This window comes from Candidatus Poribacteria bacterium, assembly GCA_021295715.1.
Classification (GTDB): domain Bacteria; phylum Poribacteria; class WGA-4E; order WGA-4E; family WGA-3G; genus WGA-3G.
Map to the genome: position 1 here is coordinate 1 of JAGWBV010000020.1, position 18,066 is coordinate 18,066.

Here is an 18,066-nt window from a genome sequence, read left to right on the forward strand (position 1 = left end):
AGCAGGAAGTCGACACAAACTCAAAGATCTATAGGTTTTGATAGGTTCTTTAGGTTTTGATAGGTTCTACACAACGGTGTCTAATGAGTTCTAAAATCTACCATAAAAGAAAAAGGAAAATAGATTGATAAAAATAACCTACACATGTTTACTGCTTTTTTGTGTCACTACATTTGCTTTCGGACAAAGACTACCCATGGCAATGCCGGAGGAGGTCGGTGTTTCCGCTGAGCACCTTGGGCGCATCCGCCCTGTCATGCAAAATTATGTTGATGACGGACGTATACCCGGATTTCTGACAGTCGTGGCGAGACGCGGAAAGGTCGTTCATTTTGAAACCCTCGGTATGCGAGATATTGAAAATAACAAGCCTATTGAAGCAGACACAATATTTCGTATCCATTCGATGTCGAAACCGATTACCAGTGTCGCCGTCATGATACTCTACGAAGAAGGGCATTTTCAACTTGACACGCCTGTGTCCGATTTCATCCCTGAATTTAAAAACATGAAGGTCTACACCGAGGACCAAACCGAAATCTTAGATGCCAAGAAAGCGCTAACCATCAAACATCTTCTCACACATACCGCTGGGTTAGTCTATGGATGGGGCAATGAATCGATCGATAAACGCTATCGGGAGGCGAGCCTTTTTCAGCCCGGCACGCCGCTCGGAGATTCGGTAAAGAAACTGAGCGACATTCCGCTTGCTCATGAGCCGGGTGAAAAGTGGACCTACGGTGTCTCAACGGATGTGCTCGGCTACCTTGTGGAAGTGGTGTCAGGGATGCCGTTTGAAGAATTCCTCCAAACACGACTATTTGAACCCCTCGGTATGGTGGACACCGCATTTTCAGTGCCTGTGGAGAAGGTGGACCGGTTTGCCGCAGTGTATCAACTTACGGCACAAAAGGCGGTGAAAGATGGTAAAGAAAAAGAGAAAAAAATGGATGATGATAAAGGCAAAGGAAAGGGGATCAAAGGGGATCAAAAAGAAAAAATGAAGTTGGAACGTGTTGATAAAGATCCACGACTCGCGAGCGGTGAGATCCGTTTCTTTCCAGGCGGCGGTGGCGGACTCGTCTCAACTGCTCCGGATTATTTGCGGTTTTGTCAGATGTTGCTCAACGGTGGTGAACTCGCTGGTGTCCGTATATTGGACAAAAAAACGGTCGAATTAATGCGGTATCCGCATCACGATGGTTGGTTTGGACTCGGTTTTTCCGTCGTAAATGATAAAGAATCGAAAGATACTGATGATAAAGAACCCAAAGACACACCAGAGTCGATAGGAAGTTACAGTTGGGGCGGTGCTGCTGGTACCCTCTTCTGGATTGACCCCGAAAAAGAGTTGATCGGTCTGCTCATGACGCAAGTCAGTGACGTGTCCACTTCCCACGATCAATTTAAAATGCTAACCTATCAGGCATTGTCCCGCGAGCCTCTATAGGCTTGCGCCCAGGAATAATGGCGATCAGTAATCAGCAATCAGCGAAAGACGCAAGCGTAACCGAGCGATTTTTGTTACCATACACCTCTTTACTGATTGCTGAAAACCGACTGCTGATAACTAATACAGGAGATTTTGATGGCAGTATATGAAGGATTACCGCGAGCGGTCCCGGAAGATGTCGGTATGTCAACCTCGCGGTTAGGACGTATCGCGCCGGTCATGCAAGGCTATGTTGACAACGGAAAAATCCCGTGCGCATTGACGATGATCGCGCGTGAGGGTAAACTCGTCCATTTTGAAAAGTGTGGTATGCAGGATATCGCCGCCGCTAAACCGGTGGAATTTGACACCATTTTCCGCCTCTACTCAATGACGAAGCCGATTACCAGTGTCGCCGTCATGATGCTTTACGAAGAAGGGCATTTCCAGCTCAGCACACCTGTTTCCGAATTTGTTCCCGCTTTCAAAGACATGAAGGTTTATACGGAAGATGGCAGTGCAATTGTGGATGCAGAACGTGAGGTGACAATCAAACATCTACTCACGCATACCGCTGGACTTATCTATGAAAGCGATAGGGAGGATCATCCAATCGATCAGCGATATGAAGATGCAGATCTCTACGGCGGCGACCTCGCCAATATGGTAAATAAGCTCGGAAGTATCCCGCTCCTGTACCACCCAGGGGACGCATGGAAATACGGCATGTCTACTGATATACTCGGCTACCTTGTCGGAATCGTATCGGGGATGCCGTTTGAGACGTTTTTGAAAACCCGTATTTTTGAGCCTTTAGGCATGAATGACACCGGTTTTTCAGTGCGCGTTGAAAATGCTGACCGATATTCAAAGGTGTATGAATTCGGGGAAGACGGTGAGCTTCAAGCAATTGAGAAAGTCCATGCCGCAACTGGACCGCTGAGTTTCTTCCATTCTGGTGGTGGGGGACTACAATCGACCGCGCCGGATTATCTCCGCTTCTGCCAGATGGTGCTCAACGATGGTGAACTCGATGGCGTTCGGCTCCTCGGAAGAAAAACTGTTGAACTCATCACGATGGACCATATTGCGAACCAATGGCAACCCAATCAGAGAACGGGGACCGGTTTCGGGCTTGGATTCTCCGTTGTCACGGATGTCGCTGAAACGCACACGCTCGGTTCTTTAGGTACTTGCGGTTGGGGCGGCATGGCAAGCACTACATTTTGGATTGATCCTGTGGAGGACCTGATCGGCGTTTTCATGACACAATTGGTCGGTGCCGATTCTCCCTTCCATGCCCAATTCCGGATCCTTACCTATCAGGCGATTATTGATTGAGAAGGAAAATTACCATGACTGAAAAGGGAAAAAACAGATTGAGGAAATTATTGGCTTACACATGTTTGCTGCTTTTTGGTGTCACCACACTTGCTTTCGGACAAGGATTACCGATGGCAGTGCCAGAAGCAGTCGGTGTTTCTGCCGAACGCCTTGAACGTATCCGTCCTGTCATGCAGGGGTATGTCGATGAAGGACACCTGCCCGGATTTCTAACGGTTGTAGCACGGCGCGGGAAGATTGTCCATTTTGAAACCATGGGCATGCGAGATGTTGAGGATAACAAACCGGTTGAGCCGGACACGATATTCCGCATTTATTCGATGTCGAAACCGATTACCAGCGTTGCTGTGATGATGCTCTATGAGGAGGGGCATTTTCAACTCGGCACACCCGTTTCTAAATTTATCCCTGAATTTAAAAACATGGAGGTCTACAACGAGGACCAAACTGAAATTTTGGAGACGGAGAAGGAGATGACGATCAAGCACCTCCTCATGCACACCGCAGGACTCACCTACGGGTGGGGCAATAAACCCGTTGATGAACGCTATAAGGCATCGAAAATTTTTGAACCCAACACAACGCTCGTTGATATGGTGAAAAAACTGAGTGACATTCCGCTCGTTCACGAACCGGGTGAAAGGTGGACCTATGGGGTCTCCGTTGATGTGCTCGGCTACCTTGTGGAAGTTGTGTCCGGAATGCCGTTTGAAGAATTCCTCCAAACCCGTCTCTTTGGTCCGCTCGGTATGGTAGACACCGGGTTTTCAGTGCCACCAGAGAAGGTTGACAGATACGCAGCACTGTACCGGCATAACAGGGAAGAGGGACAGAAACAACGTGTTGAAGATGCACCCCTCGCAAACGATGAGGTCAGTTTTTTCCCATCGGGTGGTGGGGGACTCGTCTCGACCGCTGCGGATTACATGCGGTTTTCTCAAATGTTGCTCAACGGCGGTGAACTCGACGGGGTCCGCATGTTAGGGAAGAAAACCGTGGAACTGATGCGGTATCCGCATCACGATGATTGGTTTGGACTCGGCTTTGCTGTTGTTACAGATAAGGAACCCCCAAACACTCTGGAATCGGTAGGGAATTTCAGTTGGGGCGGTGCCGCGGCTACCACTTTCTGGATTGACCCTGAAGAGGAATTGATCGGCTTGCTTATGACGCAGCTTCTCAATAACCCGCACCCTTTCCAACAGCAATTTAAAGTGCTGACCTATCAGGCACTCACTGAATAATGGTTGTCAGTTATCGGTTATCAGTTCTCAGTTAAGAGGGTGAACTTAAACGAGCGGAAATCCGCAGAAATACCCCGCTGACTCTCACTGCGAGGCAACACGCACATTCAGCGTTGATTCGCAAATACCTCTATCAAAAACACCTCTTACCTGACTGCTGAAAGGTTTTTTCGCAGAAAAAACTGACCTGATCGCTGACTGCTAACAGCGAATATAGGAGCTTTTAATGACATTATATGAAGGATTACCGCGCGCAGTGCCTGAAGATGTCGGTATGTCAACATCGCGGTTAGCGCGTATTAGCCCGGTCATGCAAGGCTGGGTTGACGATGGTAAAATCCCCGGTGCGCTAACGATGATCGCACGTGAAGGCAGACTCGTCCATTTTGAAAAATTCGGTATGCAGGATGTTGCTACTGAGAAACCGTTAGAATTTGATACCATTTTTCGTATCTATTCGATGACGAAGCCGATTACCAGTATCGCAGTGATGATGCTTTACGAGCAAGGACACTTCCAACTCGGCACCCCCGTCTCTGAATTGATTCCTGCTTTCAAAGATATGCAGGTCTACACTGAGGGCGGCGAGGCTATTGTTGACGCTGAACGCGAGATGACGGTAAAGCATTTGTTGACGCACACCTCTGGAATTATCTACGGTGGGGATTGGGAGCACCCGATTAATGAGCGGTATAGAGAAGCGAATTTCTACGGGGGCGACCTTGCGAACATGGCGCAAGAACTCGGAAATATTCCGCTCCTTCACCATCCGGGTGATGGGTGGAACTACGGTATGTCTACCGATGTACTCGGATACCTCGTCGAGGTCGTCTCTGGAATGCCGTTTGAGGAGTTTCTGAAAACCCAGATTTTTGAGCCTTTGGGGATGACGGACACTGCTTTCTCGGTGCCGGACGAAAAGGCGGATCGGTACCCGACGTTATATGAACCCGCCGAGGACGGTGGTATTCAGGTGATTGAGAACGCTCCTGTTTCCAGTGGACCGCGCAGTTTTTTCCATTCTGGGGGTGCTGGACTGCAGTCAACCGCTGCAGATTACCTCCGTTTCTGTCAAATGCTACTCAACGATGGCGAACTTGATGGGGTTCGACTGCTTGGAAGGAAAACCGTCGAACTCATCAGAATGAATCATATCTCTGACGATTGGCATCCGCTTGAGAGAACGGGATGCGGTTTCGGACTTGGATTTGCTGTTGTCACGGATGTCGCTGAGACGCACGCTCCCGGTTCTGAAGGCACGTATAGTTGGGGCGGACTCGCAAGTACGACATTTTGGATTGATCCCGTGGAAGATTTGATCGGTATCTTGATGACGCAATTGATCGGCGATTCACCGTTCCATGCCCAGTTCCGCGTGCTAACCTATCAGGCAATTACCGATTAGATTTGTGGTTGCTGTGCCATTTCCGGTAGGTGCGGTTTCTAACCCCACCGAATCTGAGACCTAAACCGTGTGTATTCCCAATCCGTGGACGGGTAGGCAAAAACCTATCCTGAGTTAGGCATGGGATGAACGCCAACGCTTTCATGAAATCTTGGAATAAAAACGATGAACCTCCTCCAACTCGAAAATGTCCATAAAAAGTTTGGCGATTTCACAGCCGTGTCGGATATTTCCTTCAGCATTGAGAAGGGAAGTATATACGGACTCTTGGGTCCCAACGGTGCCGGAAAAACAACCACGCTCCGCATGATAATGGATATGATCGCACCGGATGCGGGCAGTATTACCTTCAGTGGCAATCGGCACATCCGAGATTTTTTGGATCAGATTGGATATCTGCCGGAGGAGCGCGGCTTATACCGCAAAATGAAGGTGCGGGATGTCATCCTTTTTATTGCCGAATTAAAAGGCTTATATAAGCAGCAAGCACTCGGTGAGATTGAGCGATGGTTGGAGAAAATGCAGCTGTCAGAATGGGCGAACAAGCGGATCGATGAGCTTTCTAAGGGGATGGCTCAGAAAATTCAGTTCATCACCACAGTGATTCACAAACCGGAGCTGATTATCCTTGATGAACCCTTTTCCGGTCTGGACCCCATTAACATGACGCTCCTCAAAGATATGATGCTTGAATTACGTGATAACGGCAGTACAATTATCTTCTCAACCCATGTCATGGAACAGGTGGAAAAACTCTGTGATCGCATCTGTCTTATACATCAAGGCGAGGTGTTGCTTGAAGGCGAACTCCGCGCTGTGAAGCGTGCCTTCGGCAAAAATTCCGTTGAGATTGAATGTGTAGGGAGTCTTGAACCGATTCGCAACTCCGCTTGGATTCAAGGAGTCAACGATTTTGGACAGTATGCTGAGGTAAAATTGAGAACCCCAGAAGACTACCGTTCATTGCTCCGTGAACTGGTTGAGAAGGGCATTGATGTGACACGATTTGAATTAGTTGAACCGACGTTACACGAAATTTTCGTCCAGAGCGTTGAAGCGCACGGAGGCGTCGTGCAAGATGCCGAATAAAATTATCACCGTCATTAAACGTGAATACATGACGCGGGTTAAATCTAAAGGGTTTCTTGCTTCCTTGTTTCTCATGCCGGTGTTGATGTGCGGGTTGGTGTTGTTGTCCAGTTTTCTCGCAATCATGGAGGACAAAACCCAAGAGATGAGAAAACTCGCAGTTATCGATGAGACGGGTGAAATCTTTGCAGAGATGCAAGCAGCTGTTGCAGGGCATTCGACCTTTCAACATAAAGGAGAACTCGTCTATCGACTCCATGAAGAGACTGCTACAACAGAGGAGGCAAGAACCGCACTCCGAGAGCGCGTCAACACAAAAGATCTCTACGCCTATCTTGAAATCCCGAAAGATGTTTTTGCCAACGGAGAGGTCCGCTTCTATGCCAGAACAGCGACGAATTTTGAGATACAAAGCGCATTCCGCCGTATCATCTCAGACATTGTCCGCGACAGACGGTTTGCTGAAAGTGGTTATTCTCGGAGCGAAGTCAGTCAACTGATGCGCTCCGTCAGATTCAACGCTTACGCTATTAAAAGCAGTAGGGGGAAGGATGGCACTGCGGAGGTTGAAAGTCCTATAGAGACAGGCGCGCGCATCGGACTCGGATACATTCTGGTTTTTGTGCTTTACATGTTTGTCCTTATCTACGCCAACTCCATCATGCGGAGTGTGCTTGAAGAAAAAACGACCCGAATCGTTGAAGTTATCATTTCATCGATTAAACCGCACCAACTCCTACTCGGCAAACTCGTTGGGGTCTGCTCTGTCTGTTTGACGATGTTCGCCATCTGGGTAGTATTCGGTGTGCTGTTGGTCATGAACATAGAGCCACTGCTCAGCATCTTTGGCATTGATAGCCTACCGATACAGTTTATCCAAGTAATTGAAACTATCAAAGCAAGTAGTGCCGAAGTGCTTACCTATTTCTTCATCTATTTCATTGTCGGTTTCTTCATGTATTCGACGCTTTATGCCGTTGTCGGCGCGATTTGCAGCACTGAAGAGGAGGCACAGCAGACAGGCGTACCACTCACGATGCTCATCGTCGTTCCGTTTGTCCTGATGTTTCAGTTATTTAGAATCCCCGATTCGATAGTCAGTGTGCTGCTCTCTCACGTCCCATTTTTCTCGCCGATACTGATGTTTATGCGTATCAACGTGCTAATGCCACCTTTGTGGGAAATTTTGCTGAACATCTTATTGATGTGCGTGACTGTCCTGCTTGTCACGCTTATCAGTGGGAAAATCTATCGGATCGGGATTTTGATGTATGGTAAACGTCCCACCTTGAGGCAATTATGGCAATGGGCGCGATATTAAGAATCGGTAATTCTATAAGGATGGTTTTCGGTCAAGAAGGACATCCAATCCTGAAAATCCTTGAATCCTGAAAATCCTGATTCAGACAATCAACACCACGCATTGCCGAATTAAATTCTGAATCTTCGTCTAACCTTGCTCATATACTATAAAAACCTTGAAAGGAGAAAAATTATGAAGATCGCAGTCGTAACCGGTGAACACGGCTTCCAAGAAAAACAGTTTGACGCGGTTTTTGAAAGTATGGAAGGCGTTCAATTCGTCCGGGAAGACTTGGACGATTTTGTAGACAACCCAAGCCAAAAGGACTACGATACCGTTGTCTTTTACAACTTTCACCGTCCCTATCCAACGGATCCACAAGCACAGGCGATTCTCGGTTTAACGGAACGTGGACAGGGCGTGGTAATTCTGCATCACGCCATCTTAGCCTTCCCAGAATGGGATGCCTACTCTGAGATGTGCGGTATCCATGCGCGCGATTTTGGCTACTATCCGCGACAAACGTTGCAGGTGCAAATCGCTGATGCGACGCACCCAATCACAGAAGGGCTCACCGAATGGGAGATGGGCGACGAAACCTATACCATGGAGTCCGCGGGTGATGATAGTTCGATCCTGTTGACCGTTGATCACCCGAACAGTATGGATGTATTGGGATGGGCGCGTGAATACGGCAATTCTCGTATCTTCTGTTTCCAGAGTGGACACGATGATGTCACCTTTTCTAATCCGAACTTCCGAGAAGTACTGACGCGCGGCATTCGTTGGTGCGCTCAAAAGTAGTAGGCACGCTCCGTCGTGCCGTAAAGCATAAGAGAGGGGCTAATCGATAATGGGTATTTTTTCTTTTCGTCGATCTGGAGGAAGGAGATGGCACCACGCGCTCCGTATTGGCATGGGGTGTCTTCTTTTTGGACTTTCAACGATACTCACAAACGCAGATGGGGAGAAAACGATGGCGCATACAGCGTATTCAGTAGCCGTAGAAACAGTAACTGCCCTTGGGTCAAAATATCAAGTATACTACATCCAGCAAGATGGAAAGGCTGTCGCTGAGATCGTGCCTGCACTTGGTAATAACTGCTACGCCTTCAAGGTCGCAGATGGGGATACTTGGTTGAACCTGATAGATGCACCGCCGGACCTCGCCACCTTGGAGGAACGTCCGACCGCTTACGGCAATCCGATTTTGTTTCCCTTCCCCAACCGAATCCGCAACGGCACGTGGCAATTTGAGGGGGAAACCTATCAGTTTGACAAAGCACCCGACTCTCCAACAACGATCCACGGCTTGTTGTTGAATCTACCGTATCAGGTCGAGAGCCATGTCGCCGATGAGAACGGAGCAACACTCGTATGCTCACTGAATTCTCAAGATTTCCCCGATGTTGCTCGCCAATATCCGTTCCCTTTTAGAATCGAGATTACCTATACACTCAAAGATGCCGCGCTAATGATGGGGATTGCCATCAAGAATACGTGTGACCGAAATATGCCTGTTGGGTTCGGTATACACCCTTATTTTAGCGTAGACCTCGGCACCGAGGCGAATGCCGCCAAAGCGATAATTACCGTTCCTGCTGCGAAGTATTGGGAATTGGACGAGGTCCTCGTGCCAACCGGTACACAACACGATGTCGCTGACACACTGGACCTCCAGAAAGGACAACCCTTCGCTAAACTGAAACTCGACCATGTTTTCACGGACGTTCAATTGGTTGATGGGGTCAGTCGATGTCTCATTGAAAATAAAGATACCGGATACGGCATGGTGATGGAATCGGACGCACAATTCACGGAGCTTGTCGTCTATACACCGCCTGATAGGGATGCCATCTGTTTTGAGCCTTACACCTGCCCAACGGATGCCATCAATTTAGAGGCGAGGGGTATCCCAGCAGGCGTGATTGTGCTTGCCCCTGATGAAACCTTCTCTGGGACCGTCCGCTTTATGTTAAAGTAACCCAAGTTGCTATCTTGAAGTAAAAGGGTATTTTCAGCGCGTTTTTTAGGTTTTCATAAATCGTAAACCTTTTAAGCCTAATCTATGATGCTTTAAAGCCCCAGCGGGGCGGCATGTGTGTAGAAGCGGGTTCTCCCCAAGAATATAGCCCCAGCGGGGCGGTATCTGTGTAGAAGCTTATATTCACAAAAGGAGCACACTTTTGATTCGTGCCTTATTGCTTTTTCCGATTCTGATTCTAACGGCGCAGCCCTCTATGGCAATCCGGGAAGGCACAGCAACCGCTGCCGTCTTTATCGAACGCTACACGCAATCCGGCGATTATGGGAGGCTTGCCCTCTGGCACGAAGCCGCCGCAGAATGCCTCGTGCGCATCTCAGTCCCGATGACCGAGATTGCACACGCTTACTATACGCGGCACGGCTACGAGAAATGGGCTGCGCGGGCACAGAAGGAAGCACTGGAGATTCAGGAACAGTATCAGTCTCACCTGACTCGCGCCGAAACGGCGTGGCAGAAGTTTGTCGGAGAGGTGTTTTCTGCGGATTTTCCCGACTCCTGTTCGGTGCTGGTTGCTGAACACCAGAACATCGCAAAATTTATCGCAACGTGGTTACCACGCTACCCGAATCGGTTTTACGAGTTTGGCATCTATCCCACGTTTTTCAGGAAACAGCAGGAGTTGGCAGAGCAAGAGGGGAATTATGCCGAAATTTTGCGTCTCGAAGCCGATGCTGCTGACATGTGTGCCGCGCAGTATCAGCAAATTCCAATTGCTTATGGACTCAGGGGCTACGAAAAACACCGAGACGCATACCGTCAATACGCGACACATCTCCGAAAACTCCCACAGCAAAATCCGAACGCATTACCACCGGAGATAGACAGAGGCAGACGGATATCGGATTCACTTGGAATTCAGACCGTTCCCTCTCAACAAAAAACGAACACAATCCTTCAAATCGCAAAGTCAGATACACGGGTCAAAACCGCTTTAGTGGGTCGGCGCGCGGTTCACGCATATCCCACCTTTCAAGGATTTGCCTGGATCGTCAGTTTCTCTAACCACAGTCGCGGGCATCTTGCTACTGCAATTATTGACGCAAAAACTATGAAAGTTTTGGACGTGTGCATTCCCAGTAAGAGCGGTTTATAACCTCGCCTTTTTTCAATCCTGGCCATCCTCTAATCCTGATTTGAATTAAGTGCTGTACTTTCTGTTAATTGTAACTGAAACCGATAGCTGTATCTCTCCGTTTTTTGAATTGACAACGACTGCCAACTATGAAACAATAGTTGGCAAAGATTGATTTTTTTACATTAGAGTGTTGTCTTAAAATGCTTGATCTCCAAGCGGTTTTTGGGGTATCAGTAGGGGCTTAATACAAAATTTGTTCTTTCTGAGGACAACGAATCTGGTTTAAGGGCGGTTTTTAGTTAACCCGCCTGAACGTTTCATAATGGAAATAGTTAGTAATATAAAGAGATTTAAAATGAACCTGAAAAGAATCATAACATTCGCGTTTGTATTCGCGATTGTTGCTTTGACTGTCGGACTTTCCGGCTGCGAAAAGATCGCACCGATGGTGCCTGACGATACAACGACAATGCCTGAAACGATGGATAGAGAGGTTCCGATTGGTCTGGTCGTCTCCCTGACAGGGAAAGATGCAGAGCCGTATGGACTCCCAATGCAACGTGGCTTTGAGTTAGCACGAGAAGAGATTAACGCCCTCGGTCATGGGAACCTCATGTTTGTCCCCGCAGACGATCAGAGTTCCGAAGACGGGGCAATTGCCGCCGTCCAGCAATTAGTGGACCTGGGCGTACCTGCCATCGTCGGAATCGCTATCTCAGATTATCTTGAAGATGCTTTTCCGATTGCGCAAGAGAATGGAGTCGTCGCTTTTAGTTCAGTTTCTACCGCTGCGGGTTTGAGCAGCATCGGGGATTTCGTCTTCCGCACCGGTCTCGCTGTAGACATAGCGAATTCCAATGGCGTGATGATCACTCACGAGAAACTCGGTTATGAGAAAGTTGCACTGATATACGATGCCGCGGATGCCTACTCGACAAGTAGCAACGAGGAAATAGTGAAAGCCCTTGAGGCAGGCGGTGTTGAGATTCTGGCGCAGGAAACCTTCCAAACCGGCGACACCGATTTTACTGCGCAGTTGACCAATATCATGAGCATGGGACCTGACGCACTCTTTATCTCTGCGTTGTCAGTAGAGATGACGCAGCTTGTCATTCAAGCGGGAGATCTCGGTATTCAACTGATTGTGCCTGATTTGACGGCAAAAGAGATCCAAGATGCGGGCGATGCCGCTGAGGGAGCGATCGCTTTTACAGGGTGGACGAGTCTGTCTAACATCCCTGGAAACCAAGTGTTCATCCAGAAGTATCGGGCGAAATACGGTATCGAACCCGAACCGTGGGCAGCACAGTCGTATGCAACGCTCTATATTCTCGCCAATGCGATTGCGCATGCACAATCGGCAAATTCCACCGCGATTCGCGACGCACTGGCGCAAACGATGGATTTCCCGACGATTTTAGGAAACTTCTCGTTTGACCCCAACGGTGAAGCAGTGTATGACCCAATTGTCCTTATGGTCAAGGATGGGGAGCTTCAGCTCTTTGAATAATCTCACCATTGGATGAATATAATCAGAGCCTGTCATCAGTTCCACGCTGCTGACAGGTTCTTTCATTTTATAATCCAAGTTGCTACTAACAGATTTTCCGCTTTTACTATAATCAAGCAGGTTCCAGAATCTTGTAAATCCTTGAATCCTGTAAATCCTGATTCAGACGATGAATACCGACATGACCCGATTCAATCCTTAATCTTCATGAGGGATAAAATTTTTGGGATTGACAATAACACGCAACTATGGAATAATAAGCAGGAGGTGAGTTCTTCACACCGAGACAGCCGATCGCTAACACGCCAATAGCCATTATGAAATACTTAAGCATTTTATTCATAGGCATCCTCCTTGTAGGAGCGAGCTGGGCTCGCGATACCGAAACCTCTCCAGAGAACTTGCCTTTCGCGGCCATCGCTTCCGAAATAACCCCCGGTGAGTTGCTAATCCGTTTGACACCTGATGCTGCCTCAGATGTCGAGCGGTTGCAAGCGAACGCGCCAATCTCTGTCCTGCACGTCCAGCATAAGGTTGAATCCTTACACCCACTGTTTCCCTACCTCGCGCGTCCAGCACTGAATCCTAACCTGAAGCGTATCTATCTGTTGCGATTTTCCCCTAACGCACCGCTTGAGGATCTCAAGTCTGTTTACGAACAGAGTCCACTCGTTGAGACTGTCGAGTATAACTACCTCCGTCCCACACTTGTAGACACTGTCGTTCCCAATGATCCGATGTATCCTGAACAGTGGAACCTACCACTGATGAAGTTACCGCAGGCGTGGGCAATCGAAAAAGGCGACAGGAACGTTGTAATTGCGATTATTGATTCCGGTATCGATTACAGACACGATGATTTGGCACCCAAAGCGTGGATAAATCCGGGCGAGGTGCCTGAAAACGGATTGGACGACGACGGCAACGGTTACGTTGACGATGTCTATGGTTGGGATTTTACCGACGCACCTAATTTACAAGCAGAAGGCGATTACCTTGAAGGCGATAACGAGCCGATTGATGAAAAAGGGCACGGCACGCACGTCGCTGGTATCGCTGGTGCTATGCCTGATAATGGGATCGGTGTCGCCGGTGTCGCGTGGGAGTGTCCGCTCATGGCAATACGCGCTGGACTCTCACTCGGTGGGAGTTCCCGAATGCAGGATGATGACTCCGCTGCAGCGATTGTCTACGCCGTTGACAACGGGGCAAGTGTTATCAACATGAGTTGGGGTAGCGAACGTCGCTCTTTTGTTATTCAGGACGCAATTGATTACGCTTATGCACGGGGGGCTGTCCTTGTCGCCGCTGCTGGCAATTCTCAGAAACCTGCCGCAATTTTTCCCGCGGGCTATCGGAAGGTCATTGCTGTCGCCTCTACTGAACAAAATCAACAGCGGTTCTATCAATCTAATTTCGGTGCATCCATAGACATCGGTGCTCCCGGCAACGTAATTCTCAGTACACAAATTAATAACCAATATCGGCTCCTCACGGGTACGTCAATGGCGTCCCCACACGTGGCGGGCGTTGCCGCGTTAATCCTCGCCAAACGTCCCGCGCTGACGCATGAAGAGGTGCGACACATACTCATCAGCACTGCTGATCCAGTCTATCAAGAGGATAGCGATGAATTGGACGAGAGATTTGCAGGGGCGGGCACTGTCAATGCCGAACGCGCACTCCTCGCAAGCGGGGCATTGCAGGCACGTATCCTTGCTCCTGAAACCAATAGCGGTGGTGCGGATACAATTACTATCGTTGGGACTGCAGGTGGCTATAAGTTCCGCTCTTGGCAGCTCAGTTATGGCGAATCTACAGTTCCAACCCAATTTACACCTTTCACACAATCTTCCGGCGCACAGAAAATCGGTGAGACGCTGACTATTTGGGATACCACAACCGTTCCAGAGGGGATTTATACTGTCCGTTTAATAGCAACTGCCACCGATGGACGACAGATACACGATCAAGTCGTGTTGAGTGTAGACCGGACCCCTCCTCAAATTATTTCCCTGACCGCGACAGATACACTTTACGGCGAGCGACCCCTGACGATTTTTACATGGGCAACGGATGATGTCACTCAGAATACACTCTATTATCGCCGAAAGGGGAGTCTCGCGCCTTTTGCTCCTGTTGAAACAACCGATCTTGGCGTAGAGCAATTTCTATTTTTAGGTTTGGAACGCGGAACTTACCAGTTTTTTGTTGAAGCTGAGAATACCACAAATCTCAAGACGAGAGAGGATAACGGCGGAGCGTTTTACACCACTGACACTGTTGCCAGTTATATCTCACCGAGTGGATTCGCTGAAAAATTTCTTGATATTCCACCCCTCCACATTGCCAGCGTCACCGCAGACTTCGACAGAGACGGTCAGCTTGAAATCGTCGGGAGTCCTTTGTCTTCGGAAACTCTCAACGCCGAGTTGCAGGCTGCTATCCTCGCGGTTTATGAACGTCTGCCAAGCGGAAGATATGAGCTGGCACATACCCTTGAAAGTGTAGAAGGACTCTCCAATCTCGAAAAGTTTGTTACGTGGGCAGTAGATGATACCGATGGCGACGGTTTGCTCGAAGTCTTGGCGACCGACGACGCAAGAACTTTCCTCATGGAGAGTCTTATACCACGCGGATACCCTCAACAGATCATCTGGGAGACCCCATTTCTCTCCGGTGGCACAATCGCCGATCTCGATGGTGATGGGCAAAAGGAAATTATCGGAGCAGATAACAACAATGACCGACTCCTTGTTTTTGAATATGACCCTGCGACAAACACATATCTTGAGCAGGCTGTCTTGATTAACGAATCCGCTGGCTCTAATGTATTCGCGCAAAACTTCGCTATTAACGATTTTGATGCTGATGGCAGTGTGGAACTGGTAGCGGCAGATAGCGAAGGTGATCTTTTCGTTTATGAATCTACCTCTATTCGCAATACGTTTCGTCTTGAGTGGCAGACACAACTTCCGCTTGAGGACATCACGCAAATCGCTGCTGGGGATCTCACCGGTGATGGCATACCTGAGTTTGTTGTTGGAGGATTACTATCGTTACCAGATAACCCATCGGGACCGCTCATCTGGAAGTTTTTTGTCTTCACGCACACGTTAAATGGCTACGCTGTGCTCTCGGACGGGACACGTGATGCAACTGTCGCAATCGCACCACACCGACGAAACGGGAATAGTCTCACGATCGCGGACTTGGAAGGTGATGGGCGCAATAGGTTGATCATTGCTGCGTATCCGAATCTCTATGTGATGCAGTGGGATGGCACGGCGATGGTACCCCTCTGGCATCGAAAGATGGAGGAAACCCCTGCTCTTCTTACCGCGGAACTCAATCAAAACGGGTTCGACGAGTTTTACGTTAACCTTGAAGATGGTATTTACCGCCTTGAATCCATCTTCGCAACCGACCCGAATGCCATTGGTACGCTTAAACCGTGGAATGTTGAAGCGAGACCACTGACACAGAAAGCGGTTCACGTTACATGGGATGCCGAGGAGAACGACGAAACAGATACCGAACAGTCAAATCAGACGCGCTACTTTACTGTCTATCGTGCACAAGGGGAAAAGAAAGAATCACCCGCCTCTGACGCTTATGGAAAGGTGGCAGAAAACCTCGCCGTCACAAGGTTTCTCGATAGACGTGTTACGAAGGACAATACTTACTGGTACGCTATTACGACGAAGGATGAAAACGGGGACGAAACGGAACGCACTGAGCCTGTTTCTGCGACACCGCGGGAGCCACCGCAGCTGATTGGGGCGACCTATCACCGTCCAGGGAGTGATGGACATCCGACACAACCTGCATCTCAAATTCAGACACCTCATGCGGATTCTGCGCAAGCCTCTAAAGGAAACTTACGGGACAATGGAAATTTCTGGGTCCTCGTTACATTTGACCGGCGAATGGATCCCGGGATTGGGAACGAGAACCGATATGTCTTACGAGCCGCGGAGCGGATTGGTGGTGTGAGTCCGGTATCCGCGATCCGAGACCGGATGGGTAGACGCGCGCTCTTGGCGTTTGATACAGAGAGTCTGCTTGAGCACTTCGGTCAGTCACTTACGGATACAACCGACCAGTATGAGATTACCGTCTCCAATGTGGTCGATATTGATGAGAATCCTATCCGTGCTTCTACACAACCTCTTGAAATACCGCTCGATGTTATCGGAGCCGCAGTGTCTGATTTGACACAGGTGCGGGTTTATCCAAATCCGGTGCGTCCCAACGTCGCTGACAAAGGGGTAATCACTTTCGACAGGTTGCCTGTCGGCACCCGCATCCAACTCTTTACCGTGAGGGGTGAGTTGCTTGAAACGTTGGATGTGACCGCTCAGGATCACAACCGCAAGGAGTGGTGGCTTACGAGCAATAACACCGCAGACGTATCAACTGGTATCTATATCTATGTCCTTGAGTTTGATACCGAAAAAAGAATCGGTAAAATCGCGGTGATTAAATGAATAATTTTATTCTCATCGCAAACCCCATTTCTGGTAAGGGACACGCGGAAAGCATTGCTGAACAGGCGTATGCTGCGCTTACCGAAGCCGGAGCTCACGGACAGTTGGTGTTCACTTCGGCATCCGGCGATGCCAAGCGTTTCACGCAGGAAGCCGTCTCTGATGGAATTCGATCCGTGATTGCGTGCGGTGGCGATGGGACGCTCCACGAGGTTGTCAACGGTATCGCGACGGTTCCAGATGTGACCTTAGGTCTGCTCCCGTGTGGTCGTGGCAACGATTTCGCAGCGGCGATCGGTGTGCCGCTGAAACCGGAAGCCGCAATTGCAACCCTCTTATCTGGCACGCCTATCCACGTGGATTTAGGATGTTGCTATAATAGCAGTCAGCAGTTAGTTGTTAATCCAAATGATGTAGCCCGTAATGAAATGGAGGGCGGATCTACGGAAAGGTGCTTCACTGTCCAAACCTCACTGACCGAACCGCAAGGAAAAATTAAAAACTATTTTACCACCATTGCGACCTGCGGTTACGATACGGAAGTGAGCCGCCGTGCGGCGAAAGGAACGCCGCTGTTTGCAGGCACTGCCTCCTACGCTTACGCCGCAGTGGAGACACTTTTCTATTACGAACCGCCGTTTGTGCGTCTTGAAGGCGATTTCGGTGTCCACGAGGGACCCCTGCTCCTTGCTGCGACAGGCATCACAAGTCGATATGGGGGCGGATTTCAGATTGTGCCGAACGCTCGCATCGACGATGGACTTTTCGATGTCTGTATTATCCGTCCAGTGTCCGCTCTAACGGTGTTACGGCTACTGGTAACGCTTTTCTGGGGTGGACATGTTTCGCATCCCGCCGTATCCATACACCAAACCCGCACTTTAACAATCGAGACCGACACCCCCATGCTGCTGTATGCCGATGGCGAGCCAATGTGCGAAACCCCCGCCACAATTGAGATTATCAAAGACGGACTCACTGTCCTGGCACCCTGAGCAGACTGCGATCCCTCCTGAGTCCTCCGCAAGCGCGGAGAGAGGCAGGCTACCGTCTTCAGTAGGAAGATACTCCGATTCCTGACTGTCTTTTTCAAAACCGTAGCCCGTAATGAAATTAGGTTTCCTTAA

The 18,066-nt window shown here is 49.1% G+C and carries 12 protein-coding genes; all 12 read left to right on the forward strand.

Annotated elements, in window-relative coordinates; translation table 11 throughout:
* Positions 1 to 196: 196 nt before the first annotated feature.
* The 12 genes from J4G07_07325 (at position 197) to J4G07_07380 (ending at position 17,934) form a co-directional block, all read left to right on the forward strand.
* Positions 197 to 1,450, forward strand: coding sequence for a beta-lactamase family protein (locus J4G07_07325; GenBank protein ID MCE2413799.1), 1,254 nt, complete (start codon positions 197 to 199; stop codon positions 1,448 to 1,450).
* 138 nt (positions 1,451 to 1,588) lie between these two features.
* A complete protein-coding gene (locus J4G07_07330; protein MCE2413800.1) occupies positions 1,589 to 2,773 on the forward strand; it encodes a serine hydrolase in 1,185 nt (394 codons plus the stop codon).
* A gap of 113 nt (positions 2,774 to 2,886) precedes the next feature.
* On the forward strand, positions 2,887 to 4,020 hold the full coding sequence (locus J4G07_07335) for a beta-lactamase family protein (protein ID MCE2413801.1): 1,134 nt from the start codon (positions 2,887 to 2,889) through the stop codon (positions 4,018 to 4,020).
* A gap of 226 nt (positions 4,021 to 4,246) precedes the next feature.
* On the forward strand, positions 4,247 to 5,425 hold the full coding sequence (locus J4G07_07340; protein ID MCE2413802.1) for a beta-lactamase family protein: 1,179 nt from the start codon (positions 4,247 to 4,249) through the stop codon (positions 5,423 to 5,425).
* A gap of 165 nt (positions 5,426 to 5,590) precedes the next feature.
* Positions 5,591 to 6,514: an ATP-binding cassette domain-containing protein gene (locus J4G07_07345; GenBank protein ID MCE2413803.1), complete on the forward strand. Its 924-nt coding sequence runs from the start codon at positions 5,591 to 5,593 to the stop codon at positions 6,512 to 6,514.
* A complete protein-coding gene (locus J4G07_07350; protein MCE2413804.1) occupies positions 6,504 to 7,835 on the forward strand; it encodes an ABC transporter permease in 1,332 nt (443 codons plus the stop codon). The genes J4G07_07345 and J4G07_07350 overlap by 11 nt, the downstream gene beginning before the upstream one ends.
* Before the next feature lie 174 nt (positions 7,836 to 8,009).
* Positions 8,010 to 8,621 (forward strand): ThuA domain-containing protein, encoded by a 612-nt coding sequence (locus J4G07_07355; GenBank protein MCE2413805.1) that lies wholly within the window; start codon positions 8,010 to 8,012, stop codon positions 8,619 to 8,621.
* Between the two features lie 49 nt (positions 8,622 to 8,670).
* Positions 8,671 to 9,801, forward strand: coding sequence for an aldose 1-epimerase (locus J4G07_07360; protein MCE2413806.1), 1,131 nt, complete (start codon positions 8,671 to 8,673; stop codon positions 9,799 to 9,801).
* A gap of 202 nt (positions 9,802 to 10,003) precedes the next feature.
* Positions 10,004 to 10,957 carry a hypothetical protein gene (locus J4G07_07365; GenBank protein ID MCE2413807.1) on the forward strand — a complete coding sequence of 318 codons (954 nt, stop codon included), beginning with the start codon at positions 10,004 to 10,006 and terminating at the stop codon, positions 10,955 to 10,957.
* Between the two features lie 337 nt (positions 10,958 to 11,294).
* Positions 11,295 to 12,449: an ABC transporter substrate-binding protein gene (locus J4G07_07370; GenBank protein MCE2413808.1), complete on the forward strand. Its 1,155-nt coding sequence runs from the start codon at positions 11,295 to 11,297 to the stop codon at positions 12,447 to 12,449.
* 317 nt (positions 12,450 to 12,766) lie between these two features.
* Positions 12,767 to 16,939, forward strand: coding sequence for a S8 family serine peptidase (locus tag J4G07_07375; protein ID MCE2413809.1), 4,173 nt, complete (start codon positions 12,767 to 12,769; stop codon positions 16,937 to 16,939).
* On the forward strand, positions 16,936 to 17,934 hold the full coding sequence (locus J4G07_07380) for a diacylglycerol kinase family lipid kinase (GenBank protein ID MCE2413810.1): 999 nt from the start codon (positions 16,936 to 16,938) through the stop codon (positions 17,932 to 17,934). Before J4G07_07375 ends, J4G07_07380 begins: the two co-directional genes overlap by 4 nt.
* Positions 17,935 to 18,066: the final 132 nt, after the last annotated feature.